Origin of the sequence: Stackebrandtia nassauensis DSM 44728, from assembly GCF_000024545.1 — a bacterium.
GTDB classification, from domain to species: Bacteria; Actinomycetota; Actinomycetes; order Mycobacteriales; family Micromonosporaceae; genus Stackebrandtia; species Stackebrandtia nassauensis.
Map to the genome: position 1 here is coordinate 5,002,430 of NC_013947.1, position 17,832 is coordinate 5,020,261.

General features: G+C 68.6%; 24 protein-coding genes. 10 read left to right on the forward strand and 14 right to left on the reverse strand.

Features of this window, described 5'->3' with window-relative positions; genetic code table 11:
• Position 1 precedes the first annotated feature (1 nt).
• The 3 genes from SNAS_RS23195 to SNAS_RS23205 are packed head-to-tail and all read left to right on the forward strand — an operon-like array spanning position 2 to position 3,173.
• Complete coding sequence (locus SNAS_RS23195; RefSeq protein WP_013019907.1) at positions 2 to 1,375, forward strand: ABC transporter substrate-binding protein; 1,374 nt, start codon at positions 2 to 4, stop codon at positions 1,373 to 1,375.
• Positions 1,376 to 1,377: 2 nt separating this feature from the next.
• Complete coding sequence (locus tag SNAS_RS23200; RefSeq protein ID WP_013019908.1) at positions 1,378 to 2,298, forward strand: carbohydrate ABC transporter permease; 921 nt, start codon at positions 1,378 to 1,380, stop codon at positions 2,296 to 2,298.
• Positions 2,295 to 3,173 (forward strand): carbohydrate ABC transporter permease, encoded by an 879-nt coding sequence (locus SNAS_RS23205; protein ID WP_013019909.1) that lies wholly within the window; start codon positions 2,295 to 2,297, stop codon positions 3,171 to 3,173. The genes SNAS_RS23200 and SNAS_RS23205 overlap by 4 nt, the downstream gene beginning before the upstream one ends.
• A gap of 30 nt (positions 3,174 to 3,203) precedes the next feature.
• On the opposite strand, the gene SNAS_RS23210 is transcribed toward SNAS_RS23205, so the two are convergent.
• A complete protein-coding gene (locus tag SNAS_RS23210; protein WP_013019910.1) occupies positions 3,204 to 4,592 on the reverse strand; it encodes an MFS transporter in 1,389 nt (462 codons plus the stop codon).
• Positions 4,593 to 4,770: 178 nt separating this feature from the next.
• Between SNAS_RS23210 and SNAS_RS23215 the strand changes: the two genes are divergently transcribed.
• Complete coding sequence (locus SNAS_RS23215) at positions 4,771 to 5,370, forward strand: hypothetical protein (RefSeq protein ID WP_144300610.1); 600 nt, start codon at positions 4,771 to 4,773, stop codon at positions 5,368 to 5,370.
• On the opposite strand, the gene SNAS_RS23220 is transcribed toward SNAS_RS23215, so the two are convergent.
• The 9 genes from SNAS_RS23220 to gvpJ form a co-directional block, all read right to left on the reverse strand.
• On the reverse strand, positions 5,367 to 5,918 hold the full coding sequence (locus SNAS_RS23220) for a type 1 glutamine amidotransferase domain-containing protein (protein WP_013019912.1): 552 nt from the start codon (positions 5,916 to 5,918) through the stop codon (positions 5,367 to 5,369). The two genes, SNAS_RS23215 and SNAS_RS23220, sit on opposite strands and share 4 nt — an antisense overlap.
• A 74-nt stretch (positions 5,919 to 5,992) precedes the next feature.
• A complete protein-coding gene (locus SNAS_RS23225; protein WP_013019913.1) occupies positions 5,993 to 6,298 on the reverse strand; it encodes a gas vesicle protein K in 306 nt (101 codons plus the stop codon).
• Complete coding sequence (locus tag SNAS_RS23230) at positions 6,295 to 6,492, reverse strand: gas vesicle protein (RefSeq protein WP_013019914.1); 198 nt, start codon at positions 6,490 to 6,492, stop codon at positions 6,295 to 6,297. Before SNAS_RS23230 ends, SNAS_RS23225 begins: the two co-directional genes overlap by 4 nt.
• Positions 6,489 to 7,253: a GvpL/GvpF family gas vesicle protein gene (locus SNAS_RS23235; RefSeq protein WP_013019915.1), complete on the reverse strand. Its 765-nt coding sequence runs from the start codon at positions 7,251 to 7,253 to the stop codon at positions 6,489 to 6,491. Before SNAS_RS23235 ends, SNAS_RS23230 begins: the two co-directional genes overlap by 4 nt.
• On the reverse strand, positions 7,246 to 7,590 hold the full coding sequence (locus SNAS_RS23240) for a gas vesicle protein (RefSeq protein WP_013019916.1): 345 nt from the start codon (positions 7,588 to 7,590) through the stop codon (positions 7,246 to 7,248). The genes SNAS_RS23235 and SNAS_RS23240 overlap by 8 nt, the downstream gene beginning before the upstream one ends.
• Positions 7,587 to 7,931, reverse strand: a complete 345-nt coding sequence (gene gvpO, locus SNAS_RS23245; protein WP_013019917.1) for a gas vesicle protein GvpO — start codon at positions 7,929 to 7,931, stop codon at positions 7,587 to 7,589. Before gvpO ends, SNAS_RS23240 begins: the two co-directional genes overlap by 4 nt.
• Positions 7,932 to 7,937: 6 nt before the next feature.
• Positions 7,938 to 8,183, reverse strand: a complete 246-nt coding sequence (locus tag SNAS_RS23250) for a gas vesicle protein GvpG (RefSeq protein WP_013019918.1) — start codon at positions 8,181 to 8,183, stop codon at positions 7,938 to 7,940.
• Between the two features lie 2 nt (positions 8,184 to 8,185).
• Positions 8,186 to 8,956: a GvpL/GvpF family gas vesicle protein gene (locus SNAS_RS23255; RefSeq protein WP_013019919.1), complete on the reverse strand. Its 771-nt coding sequence runs from the start codon at positions 8,954 to 8,956 to the stop codon at positions 8,186 to 8,188.
• A 5-nt stretch (positions 8,957 to 8,961) separates the two neighbouring features.
• Positions 8,962 to 9,378, reverse strand: coding sequence for a gas vesicle protein GvpJ (gene gvpJ / locus SNAS_RS23260; RefSeq protein ID WP_013019920.1), 417 nt, complete (start codon positions 9,376 to 9,378; stop codon positions 8,962 to 8,964).
• A 168-nt stretch (positions 9,379 to 9,546) separates the two neighbouring features.
• Between gvpJ and SNAS_RS23265 the strand changes: the two genes are divergently transcribed.
• Positions 9,547 to 10,431, forward strand: a complete 885-nt coding sequence (locus SNAS_RS23265) for a M23 family metallopeptidase (protein ID WP_013019921.1) — start codon at positions 9,547 to 9,549, stop codon at positions 10,429 to 10,431.
• A 40-nt stretch (positions 10,432 to 10,471) separates the two neighbouring features.
• Entirely contained in the window at positions 10,472 to 11,311 is an 840-nt protein-coding gene (locus tag SNAS_RS23270; RefSeq protein WP_013019922.1) for an SDR family NAD(P)-dependent oxidoreductase, read from the forward strand.
• Here SNAS_RS23270 and SNAS_RS23275 read toward each other — a convergent pair.
• Entirely contained in the window at positions 11,271 to 11,897 is a 627-nt protein-coding gene (locus tag SNAS_RS23275) for a vitamin K epoxide reductase family protein (protein WP_013019923.1), read from the reverse strand. The two genes, SNAS_RS23270 and SNAS_RS23275, sit on opposite strands and share 41 nt — an antisense overlap.
• A gap of 136 nt (positions 11,898 to 12,033) precedes the next feature.
• Between SNAS_RS23275 and SNAS_RS23280 the strand changes: the two genes are divergently transcribed.
• Positions 12,034 to 12,831: a class I SAM-dependent methyltransferase gene (locus SNAS_RS23280; RefSeq protein ID WP_013019924.1), complete on the forward strand. Its 798-nt coding sequence runs from the start codon at positions 12,034 to 12,036 to the stop codon at positions 12,829 to 12,831.
• 66 nt (positions 12,832 to 12,897) lie between these two features.
• Positions 12,898 to 13,428, forward strand: a complete 531-nt coding sequence (locus tag SNAS_RS23285) for a class I SAM-dependent methyltransferase (protein ID WP_013019925.1) — start codon at positions 12,898 to 12,900, stop codon at positions 13,426 to 13,428.
• Here SNAS_RS23285 and SNAS_RS23290 read toward each other — a convergent pair.
• A complete protein-coding gene (locus SNAS_RS23290; RefSeq protein ID WP_013019926.1) occupies positions 13,409 to 13,984 on the reverse strand; it encodes a peroxiredoxin-like family protein in 576 nt (191 codons plus the stop codon). The genes SNAS_RS23285 and SNAS_RS23290 overlap by 20 nt on opposite strands.
• 108 nt (positions 13,985 to 14,092) lie before the next feature.
• On the opposite strand from SNAS_RS23290, the gene SNAS_RS23295 reads away from it, so the two are divergent.
• Positions 14,093 to 14,602: a DUF5946 family protein gene (locus SNAS_RS23295; protein ID WP_013019927.1), complete on the forward strand. Its 510-nt coding sequence runs from the start codon at positions 14,093 to 14,095 to the stop codon at positions 14,600 to 14,602.
• A gap of 43 nt (positions 14,603 to 14,645) precedes the next feature.
• Positions 14,646 to 15,395, forward strand: coding sequence for a hypothetical protein (locus tag SNAS_RS23300; RefSeq protein ID WP_013019928.1), 750 nt, complete (start codon positions 14,646 to 14,648; stop codon positions 15,393 to 15,395).
• Here SNAS_RS23300 and SNAS_RS23305 read toward each other — a convergent pair.
• Together SNAS_RS23305 and SNAS_RS23310 are read right to left on the reverse strand one after the other, a co-directional pair.
• Complete coding sequence (locus SNAS_RS23305) at positions 15,377 to 16,618, reverse strand: MFS transporter (RefSeq protein ID WP_013019929.1); 1,242 nt, start codon at positions 16,616 to 16,618, stop codon at positions 15,377 to 15,379. The two genes, SNAS_RS23300 and SNAS_RS23305, sit on opposite strands and share 19 nt — an antisense overlap.
• Positions 16,615 to 17,724, reverse strand: a complete 1,110-nt coding sequence (locus tag SNAS_RS23310) for a PLP-dependent cysteine synthase family protein (RefSeq protein WP_052305313.1) — start codon at positions 17,722 to 17,724, stop codon at positions 16,615 to 16,617. The genes SNAS_RS23305 and SNAS_RS23310 overlap by 4 nt, the downstream gene beginning before the upstream one ends.
• Positions 17,725 to 17,832: the final 108 nt, after the last annotated feature.

Consider the following 17,832-nt stretch of genomic DNA (forward strand, 5'->3'; position numbering starts at 1 on the left):
GATGCTTTCAGCAAAGCCACTTGGACCCGTGTTGGTCCTGTTGACCGCGACGGTCCTCGTCTCCGGTTGTTCCGGCAGCGACGACTACGGCGAGGACGGACGGCTTCAGGTCGAGGTCGCCATGGACGCGGGCCTGGAGAAGAGCGCCAAGAAGGTGCTCGACGAACGGGTCAAGCACTTCGAGAAGGCCAATGAGGACATCGACATCATCCCCCAGGAGTACACCTGGGAAGCGACCACGTTCACCGCGCAGCTCGCCGGTGACACGCTTCCCGATGTCTTCACCGCGCCGTTCACCGACGGCCGCGGCCTGATCGAACGCAAGCAGATCGCCGACATCAGCGCGCTGGTCGCCGACCTGCCCTACGCCGACAAGTTCAACCCGGGGATCGCCAAGGCCGGTTCGGATGCCAAGGACCGGATCTGGGCGGTACCGGTCTCGGCCTACGGCCAGGCGCTGCACTACAACCGCGCCCTGTTCGACGAGGCCGGGCTCGATCCGGACAAGCCGCCCACGACCTGGAAGGAGGTCCGCGAGGCAGCCAAGAAGATCGCCGACGAGACCGGCGAGGCCGGGTACGTCCAGATGACCAAGGACAACACCGGCGGCTGGATCCTGACCACACTGGACAACGCCCTCGGCGGCCGGGTCGAGGAGCTCGACGGCGACAAGGCCACGTCCACCATCAACACACCACAGATGGTGGAGGCGCTGGAGTTGTTGCGGGACATGCGCTGGAAGGACGACAGCATGGGCGACAACTTCCTGCACGACTGGGCCGGGTCCAACCAGGACTTCGCGGCCGGGCGGATCGGCATGTACATCACCGGCGGCGGCAACTACGGGCAGCTGATGGCGCAGAACGACATCAAGCCGGACGACTACGGCGTGACGGTGGTGCCGCTGTCGGACTCCCCCGACGCCGGGGTACTGGGCGGCGGGACGCTGGCGGCGGTGAACGCCTCCGCCAGCGAGGAGGTCAAGGCGGCGGCGGTGAAGTGGATCGACTTCTACTACATGGAGAAGCTCACCGACGCCAAGGCCGCCAAGCTGGACGCCAAGACCACCGCCGAGTCCGGGCAGGCCGTGGGGGCGCCGCTGCTGCCGGTCTTCGACAAGAAGACCTACGACAAGCAGCAGGAGTGGATCGCCGACTACATCAACGTGCCGGTGGACCAGATGAAGCCCTACACCGACAACATGTTCGACCAGCCGTTGGCGACCGAACCGACGAAGTCCACCCAGGAGGTCTACGGCGTCATGGACACGGTGGTGCAGTCGGTGCTGACCGAAGAGGACGCCGACATCGACAAGCTGCTGGACACCGCCGAGAAAGAGGCGCAGGCACTGCTCGACAAGGCCGCGAAGAAGTGACCATGCCGTCTAGGGCCCCGTCCCGCCGCCGCTCCCCCGCCACCTGGGTGCGCGGCGGCGGGCTCACCAACCTGCTGTTCCTGGCCCCGCTGTTGCTGGTGTTCGGCGCCTTCGCCTGGGTGCCGATCGGGCAGGCGGTGGTGATGAGCTTCCAGCAGACGAACCTGGTGACTCCGGCGCAGTTCGTCGGGCTCGACAACTTCGAGACCGTGCTGGCCGACCCGCTGCTGTGGACGGCGATCGGCAACACCGCCTGGTTCGCGTTGCTGGCGCTGCTGTTCGGCTACCCGATTCCGCTGGTCGCCGCGGTGCTGATGAGCGAGGTGCGCAAGTGGCGCGGCCTGTACAGCGCGATCGCGTACCTGCCGGTGGTGATCCCGCCGGTGGTGGCGGTGTTGCTGTGGAAGTTCTTCTTCGACGCCGGACCCAACGGCGTGTTCAACACGATCCTGGGTTTCGTCGGTCTGGACGCGGTGCCGTGGTTGCAGGACGCGACGACGGCGATGCCGTCGCTGGTGCTGGAGGCCACCTGGGCGGCGGCCGGGGGCACCATGATCATCTATCTGGCGGCGCTGACCGGGGTGCCGCCGGAGCTGTACGAGGCCGCCGAGATCGACGGCGCGTCGGTGTGGGGCAAGGTCTGGCACGTGACGCTGCCGCAGCTGCGCGGCGTCCTGCTGATCACGTTCATCCTCCAGATCATCGGCACCGCGCAGGTGTTCCTGGAGCCGTTCCTGTTCACCGGCGGCGGTCCGGCCAACTCGACCACCACGCTGCTGTTGCTGATCTACCGGTACGCCTTCGCCGACAGCCTCGGCGGCGACTACGGTGCCGCCACGGCGTTGAGCCTGATGCTCGCGGCGTTCCTGGCGCTGTTCTCGGCGGTGTACTTCCGACTCACCAGGTCCTGGAGCACCACATGAAATCCACTTCAGACTCGAACGGCGGACTGCTGTCGGCCGCCGACTGGCGCCGTCCCGGCGTCCGCCGCACCGCCAGGACGGTGCACACGCTGCTGCTGGTGGTGCTGTTCGTGGTCGGCCTGGGGCCGATGCTGTGGCTGGCCAAGGCCGCCGTCACCCCGACCCGCGACACGTTGCGCGAGCCGCTGTCGTTGTGGCCCAACGGCTTCGACTTCGCCAACCTGTCCGAGGCGTGGACGCGGGTCGAGATCGACAAGCACTTCCTCAACACCGTGATCATCGCCGTGGGTGCCTGGTTCGTGCAGCTGCTGGTCGCGACCACCGCCGGTTTCGCGTTGTCGGTGCTGCGACCGCGCTACGGCAGGGTACTGACGGGGCTGGTGCTGGCGACGCTGTTCCTGCCGCCGGTGGTGCTGCTGGTGCCGATGTACCTCAACGTCGTGGAAGTGTCCATGATCGACACGTTCTGGGCGGTGTGGCTGCCCGCCGGCGCCAACGCCTTCAACGTCCTGTTGGTGCAACGGTTCTTCGACAACCTGCCCCGGGAGGTCTTCGAGGCGGCCATCATGGACGGCGCCGGGGCGGGGCGGTTGTTCTGGTCGGTGGTGCTGCCGATGTCACGGCCGGTGCTGGGCGTGGTCTCGGTGTTCGCGGTCATCGCCACCTGGAAGGACTTCCTGTGGCCGATGCTGGTGCTGCCCACCCCGGCCATGCAGCCGCTGTCGGTGCGGCTTCCGGTGTTGCAGCAGTACATCGAACTCGACGTCTTCCTCGCCGCGCTGGCGATATCGACCGTCCTGCCCGTCGCCGTGTTCCTGGTCTTCCAACGGCTGTTCCTGTCCGGCGGCGGGCTGAGCGGCGCGGTCAAGGGCTGACCGGTGGCCGTGTCGGGCCACCGGTGGCGGTCACGGCTTTCGTGAGGCGGCACCGGCGCCGACGGGTTCGAAGGCGTGCCCGGACTCGATGTCCAGGGCCGTCGTGGACTTGTTCTTCAGCCAGAAGATGTAGACCACCAGCGAGACCGCGATGCAGATCGTCACGTACGCGATGAACTGCGGCACGTGGTTGTTGGTCTTCATCGTCTCGTAGATCACCGGCGCGGTGCCGCCGAAGGCGGAGTTGGCCAGCGCGTAGCCCAGGCCGACCCCCAGCGCCCGGATCGAGGCCGGGAACTGTTCGGCCTTGACCAGCGCGTTGATGGAGGTGTAGCCGGTGAGGATGATGTAGCCGACCGCGACCAGCGCGAAGGACGCGACCGGGTTGGTGGTCTTGGGCAGGTAGGTGATCAGGACGTAGGTGTAGATGACGCCGCCGACGCCGAAGAACACCAGCAGCGGTTTGCGGCCGACCTTGTCGGAGATCCAGCCGCCGACCGGTTGCAGGCACATCAGGAAGATCAGGCCGATCAGGTTGACCCAGGTGGCCACGATCGCCTGGTCGGTGTAGGTGGCCTTGATGATCGCCGGGGCGTTGACGCTGTAGGTGTAGAAGGCGACGGTGCCGCCCAGCGTGATCAGGAAGACCAGAAGCAGCGGCTTGAAGTACGAGCCGAACAGTTCCCGCAGCGAACCCGAGCGGCGGTCGCGGCCCGAGCGGGTGGCGGCCAGGTGCTCGGCCGACAGCGACTCGTCCATGGATCGCCGCAGCCACAGCACCACCAGCGCCGCCAGACCTCCGATGGCGAACGGGATCCGCCAGGCCCAGGACTTGATCTCGGTGTCGTCGAGGAACACGAACATGATCAGCAGCGTCAGCTGCGCCAGCACGTGGCCGCCGACGAGGGTGACGTACTGGAACGAGGAGAAGAAGCCGCGCCGTTCGCGGGTGGCGGCCTCGGACATGTAGGTCGCCGAGGTGCCGTACTCACCGCCGGTGGCGAAGCCCTGCACCAGCCGGGCCAGGATCAGGATGACCGCCGCCCAGACCCCGATCGAGAACCGGGTGGGCATGATCGCGATGAGGAAGGAACAGCCCGCCATCAGGGACACGCTGAACAGCAGGGCGGCGCGGCGGCCGTGCCGGTCGGCGAAGCGTCCGAAGAACCAGGAGCCGACGGGGCGCATGAGGAACGTCACCGCGAAGATCGCGTAGATGTAGATGGTGGAGTTCTCGTCCGACTCGGCGAAGAACTGGGCTTCGAAATAAGAAGCGAAGACGGTGTAGATGTAGACGTCGTACCACTCGACCAGGTTTCCGGAGGAGCCGCGCAGCGTGTTGAGGATGGCGCGACGGGTGCTGGTGGGGGCCGACAGCGGTGACGAACCCGCGGGCACCTCGGCTTTGGCGTCTGACATCTGTTTCCTCCGGGCTAAGGGACAGGTCCGTATGTTACGCATTCTGGGACCGATGGCAAGTGGACTCGGCAAACGGCGGGCGCGGGGTGTCGGGGCAGGCGGATACCATCGCTGGGTGATTGATCCGGACAAGGCCATACGCGAGTTTATGAAGGACATCGGGAAAACCTTGCGCCCCATGGGTTTTCGCGGCTCCAGGAACTTGTGGACCGCGGTCACCGACAACGGCAAGGTCCTGATCCAGCGTTCGACGCACAACAACTGGCGCGACGGGGCCTTCCACGAGGGTGCCCGCGGCTTCATGCTCAGCCAGCAGGCGATTCCCGAGGCGTGGTGGCGGTACCTCAACTGGCGGCGGCAGCGGGACGGGCTGGAGGCACTGCCGCTCGAACACGCCGACATCGACGGGCCGCACCTGATGGACTTCCACGGGCTGCCGTCCGAGCCGGTCAGTCCCACCCGGCACTGGTCGATCCGCGCGGACTACTCCGGCGGGGAGTTGGCGGCCGATCCCGAGGATCTGGAGTTCGTCGGCGAGCACCTGGCCTGGGCGGTGGGGCGGCTGGCGCGGCGCGGGCTGGAGCTGATCGAGCCCGCCCGGTACCTCAAGGAGCTGCTCAACCAGCCGAAGAAGGAGATCGGCGACTGGGAGCCCATCGTGGTGCTGCTGTCGGAGTACGGGCCGTCCTCGGCCCTGGACGAGGCGATCAAGAGCCTGTGCGACAGCCACCACGAAGACAGCGCCGCCCCGATCGTGGAGTACGCGCGGTCGCGTTAGCTGCTCGCGTCGCTCACCGATCGCAGCATCGCGTCACAGAACGCGGGCAGGTCGGCGGGTTTGCGGCTGGTGATCAGGTTGCCGTCCACCACGACCTCCTCGTCGACCCATTCGGCGCCCGCGTTGCTCAGGTCGGTGCGCAGGCTCGGGTAGGACGTGAGCCTGCGGCCCCGCACCACGTCGGCCTCGATGAGGGTCCACGGCGCGTGGCAGATGGCGGCCACGGGTTTGTCCTCGGCGAAGAAGGCGCTGACGAACAGCACCGCCAGCGGGTCGGTGCGCAGGAAGTCGGGGTTGGCGACCCCGCCCGGCAGCACCAGCGCGTCGTAGTCGTCGGCGGAGGTCTCGCCCACCACCTCGTCGACGGGGAACGTGTCGGCCTTGTCGAGGTGCTTGAAGGCCTGGACGTTGTCGGAGACCGTCGAGACCAGTACCGGGCTGCCGCCCGCCTCGGCCACGGCCTGCCAGGGATCGGTCAGCTCGACCTGTTCGGCGCCCAGCGGCGCGACCAGGAAGGCCACCCTGCGTCCTTCGAGTGTCACGGTCATGGTGCTTCGTCCCCCTTCGAGGTCGCTTGCTCACCATCGCATACCCGCGCTGGCGGCGCGCCAAACTCGCGGTCTCAGGCGGTGTGGTCGGGGTCGAGGAGCTGGCCGAGCGGGCCGAGGTCCAGGTTCAGGTCCTCGGGGCGCAGGCCGAAGTGTTCGCGCAGTTCCACCATGCGCCGCTCCAGCATCATCAGGGTGCGGCCCAGTGTCTCGATCTCGGCCTCGCTGAGGTCGCCGTGGTCCATGCGCCGCAACGCCTGCCGCTCCATGAGCTGCCGCAGCAGTTCGACGACGGTGAGGACGAGCGCGGCCAGGTCCCGTTCGACGGTGTCGGGGTCGGTGTCCAGCCGCCGGTACGCCGGTTGCCGGGGTTCGGTCATCGCGGCACCGTCAGCTCGGGGTCGCCCAGCGAGGTGATCAGGGCCCGCAGCGACACCTGCACCAGGTCGATGCCGGCGATCGACAGCCGGATGTCACCGGCGATGACCACTCCCCCGGCCAGCACCCGGTCGAGCAGGTCGACCAGCGCGACGGTCTGTTCGGAGTCCCAGCGGGGTTCCACGGCGGTGGTCATGCTTCCACCGCCAGCCCGGCGAAGGAGTACGGCGGCCACGGGCCGGACAACTGGATCTCCAGTTCGGGATGATCGGCTGTCAGTGTGGACACCGCCTTGGTGAAGGCGTCCTGTTCGGTGTCCTCGACGAGGAAGCTTCCGTTGAGCAGCATGGGTTCGGGCTTGCCGGTGAGTTTGGCGTCCTGGGGCCGGTGGCGGCGTTGCGCCACCGCCAGCAGGCCGAGTTCGTGGAAGGCGTGTTGCGCGGCGTCCCAGACCTCCTGCCGGACGGCGTCGGCGTTGGCCAGTTCGGCGCGTCGTCGGCGCAGGTAGGCGGCACCGGATTCCTCGCCGCCGGCGGCGGGCGGGGCTTGCGGCCGGTTGACGGCGAACGCCTTGACGCCCCACTCGGTGTGCCCGGCCACCGAGTCCAGGGCGCGGCGCAGCAGGTCGTGCTGTTCGGCCAGCAGCGTGGACACGCGTCGCGGTTCGGTGTACACCGTGGCCAGTCGCATGGGGACGGTGGTGCTGAGGTGGTGCACCGCCTCGATGACGGCGTGGTGGCGGTTGGCGGTGGCGGCCAGCCAGTCGAAGTCCTCCAGCCGTCGCGCCAGTGCCTCCTCGCCGTAGTGGTGGAGGTCGACGGGGGAGACGACGGCGGCGAGTCCGTCATGGGCGATCGCCTCGACCGGGGCTTCGTCGATGCCGGCCGGGCAGGGCAGCCGCCCGTCGGGGAGCTGGTCGGCGACCGCGTACAGCCACAGTCCGGTGTGCTCAGTCATGGCTCTCCTTGCCCTCGATGCGTTTGCGGCCGTTGGTGTCGGCCTGCGCCAGCTGTTCGCGCAGTCGGCGGTTCTCCTCCAGCAGTTCGGATTCCGAGGCCTTCAGCCAGGGATCGCGGGTCCACCAGTCGATTCCGGCCTGCTGCGCGGTCTCCATGGAGGCGATCACCAGCCGCAGTTTGATGGTGAGCAGTTCGATGTCCAGCAGGTTGACCCGGATGTCACCGGCGATCACCAGTCCCTTGTCCAGCACCCGTTCCAGCAGGTCGGCCAGTCCGGTGGGCTGGGGTCCGGCGGCGACGGGTCCGGCGCCCCGGCTCAGGTCGGGGTAGGTCATGAGCCGTCTCCGTTGGAGTAGTTGGATCCGCGCAGGTATCGGGAGGCGCGGCGGCACGACAGCAGCGCGCCGTCGGCGTCCAGGTCGGCGGAGTAGGTCGCCAGCATGTCGGTCGAGGACGGGATCCGGGCCGCCTCGATCACCTCGATGTCGACGCGCCAGCCACCGTCGCGGGCCTCGACGCCGACGATGCCGATGGGTTCACGCGAGGTGAGTTCGGCGACCTGTTCGGCCGCGAGCCGGGCGGCCTTGGCGGCGCCCAGCGACGGTGACGAGGTGGACTTGCCGTCCGCCTTGGCGTCGTCGGGTTCGTTGTCCTTGGTTCGGGACGTCCTGGCCACAGGGAATCACCTCTCATGGCTCGGGGGGAGCAGGGAACCCGCCGGACGCGGCGGGTACAGCCGCGCCAGCAGTTCCCGCTCGGCTTGTTCGGCTTCGGTCTCGGACAGTTCGCCGTTCCGGCGGGCCGCGTCGACGGCCTCCAGGGCGCCCATCACGGCCGCCGGGTCCCGGTACTGCCGCTCGGCCTCACGGTGGATCAGCTCGGCGAGCCGGACGACTCCCAGTACCGGGGCCAGCAGCAGGCCGAACATGCTCAGTTGCCGTTCGTCGGCGTCGGGACGAAGTCGTAGGGAGCCATCGGGCCGACCAACCGCAGGTTGAGCCGTCCCTCCCACTCGCTCGACAGGTCGTCCAGGATGTCGCCGAGTTCGCCGGTGCGTTCCTGGTGCAGCAGCACCGCGACCCGGAACGCGACGTACTCGCCGTTGGGTTCCCGGACGTTGAACTCGGCGCCCAGCGGCGCCAGCCGGGCCAGCAGCACCTCGGTGTCGGCGCTGCGGCGCTGTGCCAGCGCGCTGGCGATGGCCTTGCCCAGTTCAATCTGCTCCGGCTGGGTCAGCTCCGGCGGTTTGTCGCGGATCGCCTCGCGCAGCGAGGAGGTGGCCGGGTCCTCGGTGACCACTTCGGTCAGTACGGCGGTGGATTCGTAGCTGCCCTTGACGAGGAACTGGGTCAGGCCGCGCAGGTTCTCCAGCGAGCGGTGGAAATCGTCGTGCGAGTTGGCCAGCAGTTCCCCGGCGACGGCGTCCTCATCGGCCATCGCGGCGCCGAACCGCATCGGCAGCACCGGTCCGTCCTCGGCGAGCCGGTCGAGTACCTGGGCGTGTGCCTGGAGGTCGCGGTAGCTGCCCAGCGGTTCGTCGGCGGGGATCTGGCTGACCGCCGCGGCGATGTCCCCGGACCGCACCAGGCTCACCTGGCTGGCCGGGTCCCCCACGCCGAGCAGTTCGGGATCAAGTTCGGTCTCCGCCGGGACGATGCCGTAGACGAAACAGACCGTTGTCAGAGCGGGTGACGCGGTCACCGGGCTCACCCCTTCTTCGTCTTGGTCTTGGACCGGGACTTGTTGTCGGACTCCTGCTCGGTGTCCTCGTCATCGCTGGAGAACACGTCCCGGACCTTCTCGCCGGCGGCTTCCAGGGCGCCCTTGGTCTTGGACTTGGCGCCGCTCTGCTGGGTGCTCTCCAACAGTTCCGGCAGGCCCTTGTCGTTGTTCTGGGTGATGTCCAGACGTCCGACGGCCTCGGCGAACCGCAGGTAGGTGTCCACACTGGCTATGACGACCCGCAGGTCGATGGTCAGCAGTTCGATGCCGACCAGCGACACCCGCACGTAGGCGTCGATCACCAGGCCCTTGTCGAGGATCGTCTCGATCACGTCGGCCAGGCCGCTCGGTGACGGCCGCTCGAATCCGGTTCTGGTCGCCGGTTGCGTCATGGTGGTCATTACTTGCCCCCTTTGTCGGGTCACTCCGCGTCAGGCGCGGAGGCTTCACGACGGCGGTTACCCGGCGGCTGGAGATCCCAAACGGCGCAAGGCATTGTGGGGACGTTATATGCAGAAATGTTCATATGTTTATTGCCCATTCTTGCCCATTGGAAAGGCCCGATTCCCATGTGGAAAAAACGAATAGCGCTGGCCGCGGCGGCCATGCTCACCGCCGCGATCGCCTCGGTCCTGGCGGCGCCCTCCGCCCAGGCCGACCCGTCGGTGAACGCCATGCCCAACTTCCAGCTCCCGTTCCCCTGTGGTCAGACCTGGAACGGCGACAACGACAACTCCAGCGCCCACCGGGCCTGGGAGATCGACTTCAACCGGGGCAGCAGCGCCTCGGCCGACCTGAAGGACACGGTGGTGGCCGCCGCGGCCGGAACCATCGAGACCGCCGCCCATCAGGGTTCCGCCAACGGTTACGGGAATCTGGTCAAGATCCGCCACGACTCCACCGGCTACTACACCTACTACGCGCACCTGAACAACCTGGCGGTCAAGGCCGGTGAGTACGTCTCGCAGGGACAGGTCATCGGGACACTGGGCAACACGTCCAAGCCCGGCAACGCCATCTCGCCGCACCTGCACTACGAGGTGCGGGTCGACGGTTCCTATCCGGGCAACATCCGCAAGGCGGTCTTCAACGGAGCGACCTTCGGCTACCCCAACGCCAACGTGACCTCCCGCAACTGCGCCAACACCTACGACCCGGCCGACCTGTGCGGTTCGGGGTACTACCAGATCGACTCGGCCCGGCTGGGCGGCAAAGGCACTGTGGACCTCGCCTGGAACGGCAGCGCGAACTGTGTGGTGACGCGCAAGTTCACCTCGCTGGGAACGGCCACCGCCACCTCGGCGTACCTGGAACCGCAGGGCGCCACCAGAGCCACCGACTCGGGCAACTTCACCCATTACGCCGGTCCGGTGCGCGCCACCTCGCCCTCGTGCGTGCGCTGGGGCGGCGCGGTGGAGGGCACCGCGTACAACAGTCCCTCCGAGCACTGCTGAACCCGTCTGACGTGTCGGTCGGCGCACCTATGGTGTGCCGATGGACATGGGACTCAGCGGTAGACCGGCACTGATCACCGGCAGCAGCGGCGGCATCGGCGCGGAGATCGCGCGAAGCCTTGCGACCGAAGGCTGTCCGGTGCTGGTGCACGGCCGTGGCGCCGAGTCGGCGCGCCGGGTCGCCGAGCGGCTGCGCGCGTCCGGGGCCACGGCCGAGGTGGTGCTGGGCGATGTGACCGACGCGGCCGACGCCGAGCGCGTCGCCGAGGCGGCGCGGGGGTTCGGCGTCCGGATCCTGGTCAACAACACCGGCCCGTTCAGCGAGCACTCCTGGGAGACCTCGACGCCGGACGACTGGCGCGACGCGCTGGACAGCAACGTCGTGGCCACCGTCCGGCTGACCCAGGCGCTGCTGCCGGTGCTGCGATCGGACGGCTGGGGCCGGGTGATCACGATCGGCAGCCGCGCCAACACGACGCCGCTGCCCAACATGGTGGAGTACTCGGCGGCCAAGGCGGCGGTGGTCAACCTGACCACGAGCCTGGCCCAGCACCTGGCCGGGTCGGGGGTGACCGCCAACTGCGTCAGCCCCGGGGTGATCCTCACCGACTCGGCGCGCCGCATGTTCGAAACCCGCGCCGCGTCCGAGTCGTGGCCGCAACGGGACTGGCCGGACATCGAGGCCCGGGTGGCGTCGGAGTACGCGCCCAACCCCTCCGGGCGGCTGGGCCGGGCCGAGGACATCGCGGCGGCGGTGACGTATCTGGCCAGCCCGCTGGCCGACTACGTCAACGGCGTCGAGTTGCGGGTGGACGGCGGGATCACCGGCACGCCGTTAGTTACAGCAGGGTCTGCCAGTAGCTCCAGAACCGGATCATGATCAGGATCAGCAGGACGAAGACCCACAGCACCAGGCCCGCCCAGTGCAGGTACAGCCAGTCGCCGACCTCGCCGTCGGTCTTGCTGAAGTTGCGGCGCGAGATGTTGTAGACGGTCGTGTACCAGAAGATCGGCATGACCATGGCCCACACGACCATGCAGTAGGGGCACAGCGCGCCGATCGAGTACAGGCTCTGGATGAACAGCCAGGTGATGAACACGGCGCCCAGCAGCGTCCCCAGCTGCATGCCCCACCAGATCCAGCGCGGCAGCCGTACCCGCGACAGCACCAGCACGCCGACGGTGATCACGACCGGGAACGACATCAGGCCGATGAACGGGTTGGGGAACCCGAACAGTTCGGCCTGCGCGGTCTCCATGACCGAACCGCACGACAGCACCGGGTTGATGCTGCAACTGGGCGTGTAGTCGGGGTCGCGGAGCATCGCGATCTTCTCGACCGCCAGCGCCCACGAGGCGATCAGGCCGATGACCCCGCCGATGGTGAGGATCAACCCGAGCGTGCGCTCGGCTACCGGCCTGGTGGTGTCCTCGCCGATGCGGTCCTCGGAGTCAGTCTTGGACATCGTGCGCCTCCGCGTTCATGTGGTCGTGGCCGTTGGTCAGCCTAGATAAGTGGAGCGGGACGGCTGAACCGACCCTCGGGCATGACTCGGGCACGCACGGACACCACGGCGGCGGCGAATGGATCACAATGGGAGCATGAGCCAGTCGATTCCGGACCCGCAACAGCTCCGTTCCTATATGTACGGTGAAGGTGATCTCGGGGGCCTGACGCTGTTCTCGGGCGGCTTCATCAACTACGGCTACTGGCCGGACACAATCGACACGTCCGGTGAACTGACCCAGGCCGAACGCACCCGCAGTCAGGCGGAGCTGTACCGCCAGGTCGTCGCCCGGCTGGACGGGGCCCGGGACGGCCGGTTGCTGGAGATCGGTTGCGGCAAGGGGGCCGGTGCCTCACTGGTGGCGAGCGAGTACTTCCCGGCTTTCGTTGTCGGCCTTGACCTGTCGGCGCAGCAGCTGGCGCGCGCGGCCGCCGCGAAACCACCGCCGCCGCTGAAGCTGGTGCGGGCCTCGGCACTGAGCCTGCCGGTCGGGACTTCCACTCTGGATGGCGTCTACTGTGTCGAGGCGGCGCAGCACGTCGACGACCACCGGCGGCTGGCCGTCGAGGCGCACCGGGTGCTGCGCGCCGGCGGGCGGTTCGTCCTGGCCGGTTTCTTCGCCCCCGGCGGCGAACCCGAGCCGCGGCTGGCCGAGCTGCTGGAGACGGTCGGCAACGGCATCGACGTGGTGGCGCCGGTGAGCGGCTTCGCCGAACACCTCGCCGAGGCCGGGTTCGGCGACATCGTCACCGAGTCGATCGGCGAACGGGTCTGGGAGGGAATGGACGCCTGGATCGCCCAGACCGAGTACCACGACTCGTGGGGCCGCAACTGGCTGCCCGCCTACCGCGACGGCTGGGTCGACTATTACCTGATCCACGCCACCGCCTGACCGGGATCGGTGTCGCAGTTGCGCCGTACGCTCGGACCGCAGGACCAAGAACCGGAGTCGCGAACCATGACCAGTCAGGCATCCACCCGTTTGCGCTGGGCGGTCGACACCCTGTCACCCGCCCCCGACGACCGGCTGCTGGAGGTCGGCTGCGGCCACGGCGTGGCCGTCACCCTCGTCAGCCAGCGCCTCGACACCGGCACCGTCATCGGCATCGACCGCTCCGAGAAGATGATCGCCGCCGCCACCCGCCGCAACCGTTCCCATGTGGACAACGACACGGCGTTCCTGTTGCGCACCGAGTTTCCCGACACCGGACTGGAACCGGAGTTCGACACGATCTTCGCCGCCCACGTCAACGTGTTCTGGAAACGGCCGGTCACGGCACTGGCGGAGGTGCGGCGGCTGTTGCGGCCCGGCGGACGGCTGTACCTGTTCTGGCAGGCCCCGTCCTGGGAACCCGGCTTCGACAAACGCGGCTTCGCCGAACCGATCGCGGCCACACTGCGCGAGCACGGCCTGATCGACGACGAGATCATCATCGGGCCGCCGGGCGACAGCGACGACTCCTTCTGCATCACCGCCGCGGCGAAGTGACCTCGGCGGCCAGCCGCAGCAGTTCGTCCACCGACCACTGGTCGTCCATGTGCTCGCCGTAGTGGGCTGCCAGGACCCGGCCGTCGGGCGCGATGAGGAGGTCGGCGGGCAGTCCCAGCCGTCCACCCTCCGGTTTGGACGACGGCGGACGCTGCCGCCCGGTCAGGATCCGCACCGTCGTGGGAATCGCGGTGCGCAGCACCGCCCACAGTCCACCGAGGCTGAGGATCGCCCGCCGCGCCGACTCGACCCCGAACTCGCGGTATACCCGTTTGTCGGGGTCGGCCACGACGTCGAAGGGCAGCATGTCGGTGTACTCGTACAGTTCGTCGATTCCGGTGTGGAAGAACACGACCTCGCGGATCCCGGCGGAGCGGATCTCGTCGTGCCGCTTGGCGATGGAGCGCAGGTGGGTGTGGCAGATCGGGCAACCGGCGAAGCGCCGGAACTGAAGGTGCACCACCCGCTTAGGGTCGGGCACCGAAACGGTGCCGCCCGCGACGGTGTCGAAGCTGCGAACCCGGATCGTGGAGTCGGGCGCCAGTGGGATTGACATGGGCTTGTCTTCCTCTCGTCGGGGTCTCCAGCCTGGCTCGCGGATCCCGGCGCGGCATCGGTCCGGCGATGACAATCGCGGGTACTGCCACGGATGTAGCGTCGGGGCATGGACGAATGCCCGGGCTGCGGTTTCGTGGGCGCGGCGGACGATCCGGCGCCGACCCCACCGGCCGACCGGCACTCCTCCGGTGCCTGCTGGGGCCGCTACGAGGAGCTGCTGGCGCGCTCGTACGGGATCGCGGCCTATCGCGGGGTGCACCAGCTGGTGGTGGACGTCTATGTGGCCCAGCACCCCGGCGGCGACTCCCGTACCGAGATCCAGCGGCTGGCGCTGTGCCTGATGACACTGTGCCTGTTCGTCGAGGACGATGTGGACGTGCGACGGGGTGCCGAACTCCACAAGCGCATGATGGCCGACCGGCCGGACTACTTCCACGCGCTGGAACCCCCACCGCTGCGGGGAATGCTCACGGCCGCCGACGTTCTGACGGCTCCCGACGCGGCCGAGCACGAGCGGCTGGTGCGGGCCTGGGGCGAACAGGTGTGGCGGGCGTGGCGCCCGCACCACGCGCTGATCCGCGACTGGAACGCGCGGGCGCTGGGTCCGATGACCTGAAAAGCGGAAGCCGTCGGTGGCGGGTTGCTCTAGGTTGGGCCGCATGTCACTGACGATCACGACCCTTGCCGAGCGCCCGGAGTTGACCGGCGCGTTTTGGGAGCTGCGGGACAACTGGCCCCGGTACATCACCGAGGACCGGGTCAGCTGGTTCCACTATGGGGCGATCCTGACGACGTTTCCCGAGTACGTGCTGGTGGCCACCGACGCCGACGGGCAGCTGGTGGCGCGCGCGTTGAGTGTGCCGTTCAAGCTGGACCTGGAGGGGCGGCGCGAGCTGCCGTCCGGGGGCTGGGACCAGGCACTGTTGTGGGCGTTCTCCGACCACCGCGCGAGCCGGGAACCGGATGTGGTGAGCGCGATCGAGATCTCCGTGGACAACCGTCACCTGGGTCGCGGCCTGTCGCGGGAGGTGCTGGCGAGTATGCGCGACAACGCGCGTGCGCGCGGTTTCGCCGAGTTGGTGGCGCCGTTGCGGCCGACCGGCAAGCACCTGGAGCCGGACGCGCCGATGAGTGAGTACGCGTGGCGCACCCGCGAGGACGGGCTCCCGCACGATCCGTGGATCCGCACCCACGTGCGCGCGGGAGCCGTCATCGACTCGGTGGCCTCGACGTCCATGGTGGTCACCGGATCGCTGGCCGACTGGCGGACCTGGACGGGGTTGCCGTTCGACACGAGCGGTCCCGTCGTGGTGCCGTCGGGGTTGAATCCGGCGCAGTGCTATGTGGAGGCCGATTACGCGGTCTACGTCGAGCCGAACGTGTGGGTGCGTCACGCGTTGACCGGCTGAGCGACGCTGGTCGCGCCCCGGATGGCGATGGCGCGCAGGCCGAGGGCGCAACCGAAACCGGCCAGCGCCAGACCCGCCCACGGCAGTGTCGACCATGGACCGACACCGGTGGCGTCTAGTCCGGCCCCGACGGCGAGATTGCCCGCCGCCACGGCGATTCCGGCGACGGTCTGGAAGACGCCGTAGTGGCTGGCGACGTGTTGTTCGCGCGCCAGGGTGACGATCGTGTCCATCTCAAACGGGTAGGTGATCATCGTTCCGGTCGCCAGGATGGTTCCGCAGACCACGACGGCGGCGATGACCACGCCCGCGTCCGGCCGCCACGCCAACACGGCGGCGACCGGCAGGAACGCGGCACCCATGACGATGACGCCGAGGCATAGCGAACCGCTTGGCCCCCAACGGTTCTTGCACCACGCGGTGACGCGCACCTGGGCGGTGATCGTGAGGATCCCCGCGATCGCGAACACGACCGTCGTGGTCAGGCTGGCCGCGGCGGGGGTCGTGTGCTGGTTCAGCAGCAGCGGCAGCGCCAGGTAGGTCTGGAAGTTGAGGACGTACGTCGCGGCCATGACGACGGAGAACAGCAGGAACCCGCGATTGCGGGCCACGGTTCGCCACGAGTCCACCATCGAGGGACGGTCGCTGTTCTCGCCGTGCCGCTTGGGGAGCAGTCGCGCCTGCGCGAGCGTCAGTGCCGCGAAGATGGCGGCGGCGGTGAAGCACGTCACGGAGAAGTCCACACCGGACAGCGCCAGTCCGATGAGCGGGCCCGCCAGGATCCCGGCCTGGTAGAACACGTTGAACACGGCGAAGGCCTCGACGCGCTTGTCACCGGCCTGGGCGGCGATGTAGGCCCGTACGGCGGGGTTGAACAGGGCCCCGGCGGCTCCGGTGGCGACCATGCCGAGCACCAGGCCCGGCAGCGAGTCGGTGAAGCCGAGCACCCCGAAACCGACCGTCCGCAGCGCGCAACCGGCCAGGATCATCGGCTTGTACCCGAACCGATCGGCCAGCGCTCCCCCGGCGAAGAACAGTCCCTGCTGGCTGAAGTTGCGCACGCCCAGCAGCAGTCCGACCAGCCCGGCCACCAGCCCGATGCCGCCGGACAGGTACGCGGCCAGGAACGGCATGAGCATGAAGAACCCGGCGTTGATGCCGAACTGGTTGAGGCACAACAGCCTTACGGTGGCGTCGAGCTCTCGGAACTTCGAGACGGTCACGCCCGCACCTCCCCGTCGGCCAGCGATGGGGCTGCGGCGCCGTCAGCCACCAGCCCGGCCACCCTCGCGCCGTCGCCCCGCGCTTGGCTAGCGAGCGGATCTTGGACGTTGGTGGTTCGGGTCCAGGCCACGGACAGGTGCCCCAGCGGGTTGTCGACGGTTTCGGGATCGGTGGGTAGCGGCTGGTCCAGCAGCTGATGCTGGCGACAGTACTCGTCGTTGAAGACGGTGTCGGCGTAGCGATGCGGCCCGTCGGGGAAGATCGCGACCACGCGAGCGGAGGCGGGTTCGCGGCGGGCCAGCCAGTCCGCCACCAGGGCGACCGCGCCGACGCTCCAGCCGCCGGTGGCGTAGCTGTGGCGGGCCAGACGGCGGCAGCTGTGGATCGCGGCGGCCGGGGGTACCCAGTGGACCTCGCTGAACTGGTCGTAGGCGACGTTGCGCGGATAGATGCTCGAGCCCAGCCCGCGCATGAGCCGGGGCCGGGCGGGCTGACCGAAGATGGTGGACCCGGGCGAGTCGACGCCGACCAGCCGCGCGTGCGGGTACAGCCGCCGCAGCACCCCGAAGACCCCGGCGGAGTGGCCGCCGGTGCCGACCGCGCACACCAGGATGTCGATGTGCCGCAACTGGAACGCCAACTCCAGTCCGAGCGCCTCGTAGGCGTCCACATTGTCGGGATTGTGGTACTGGTCCGGGTTCCAGGCCCCGGGTGAACCGGCGATCAGCTCGGCGACCCGGGCGCGGCGGGCCTCCTGCCAGCCGCCGACCGGATCGGGTTCGGCCACGATGTCGACGTGGGCCCCGTAGGCGGCCAGCAGTCGCCGCAGCGACGGCTCCAGGCCGGGGTCGGCCACCACGGTCACCGGGTGCCCCGATGCCATGCCCGCCAGGGCGAGTCCGAGGCCCAGCGTGCCGCTGGAGGACTCCACGATGGGCGCGCCGGGCGCCAGGTCGCCGCGTTCCCGGGCGCGCCGCACCAGGTGCAGGGCCGCGCGGTCCTTGATGCCGCCGGGGTTGGCGCCTTCGAGTTTGGCCCAGTAGCCGTGGCCGGTCTCGGCGGTCGCGAGCCGCAGCAATGGGGTGTTGCCGACCAGTGCGGTCATGTCGCCGGGTGTGGCCGTGCGCAGTCCACCGGGCACGGCGAATTCGGTAATGCTCAAGAAAGTTTCTCCCTCTTAAATGGATTAACGGTCCCCTGTCATGTCAGAGGC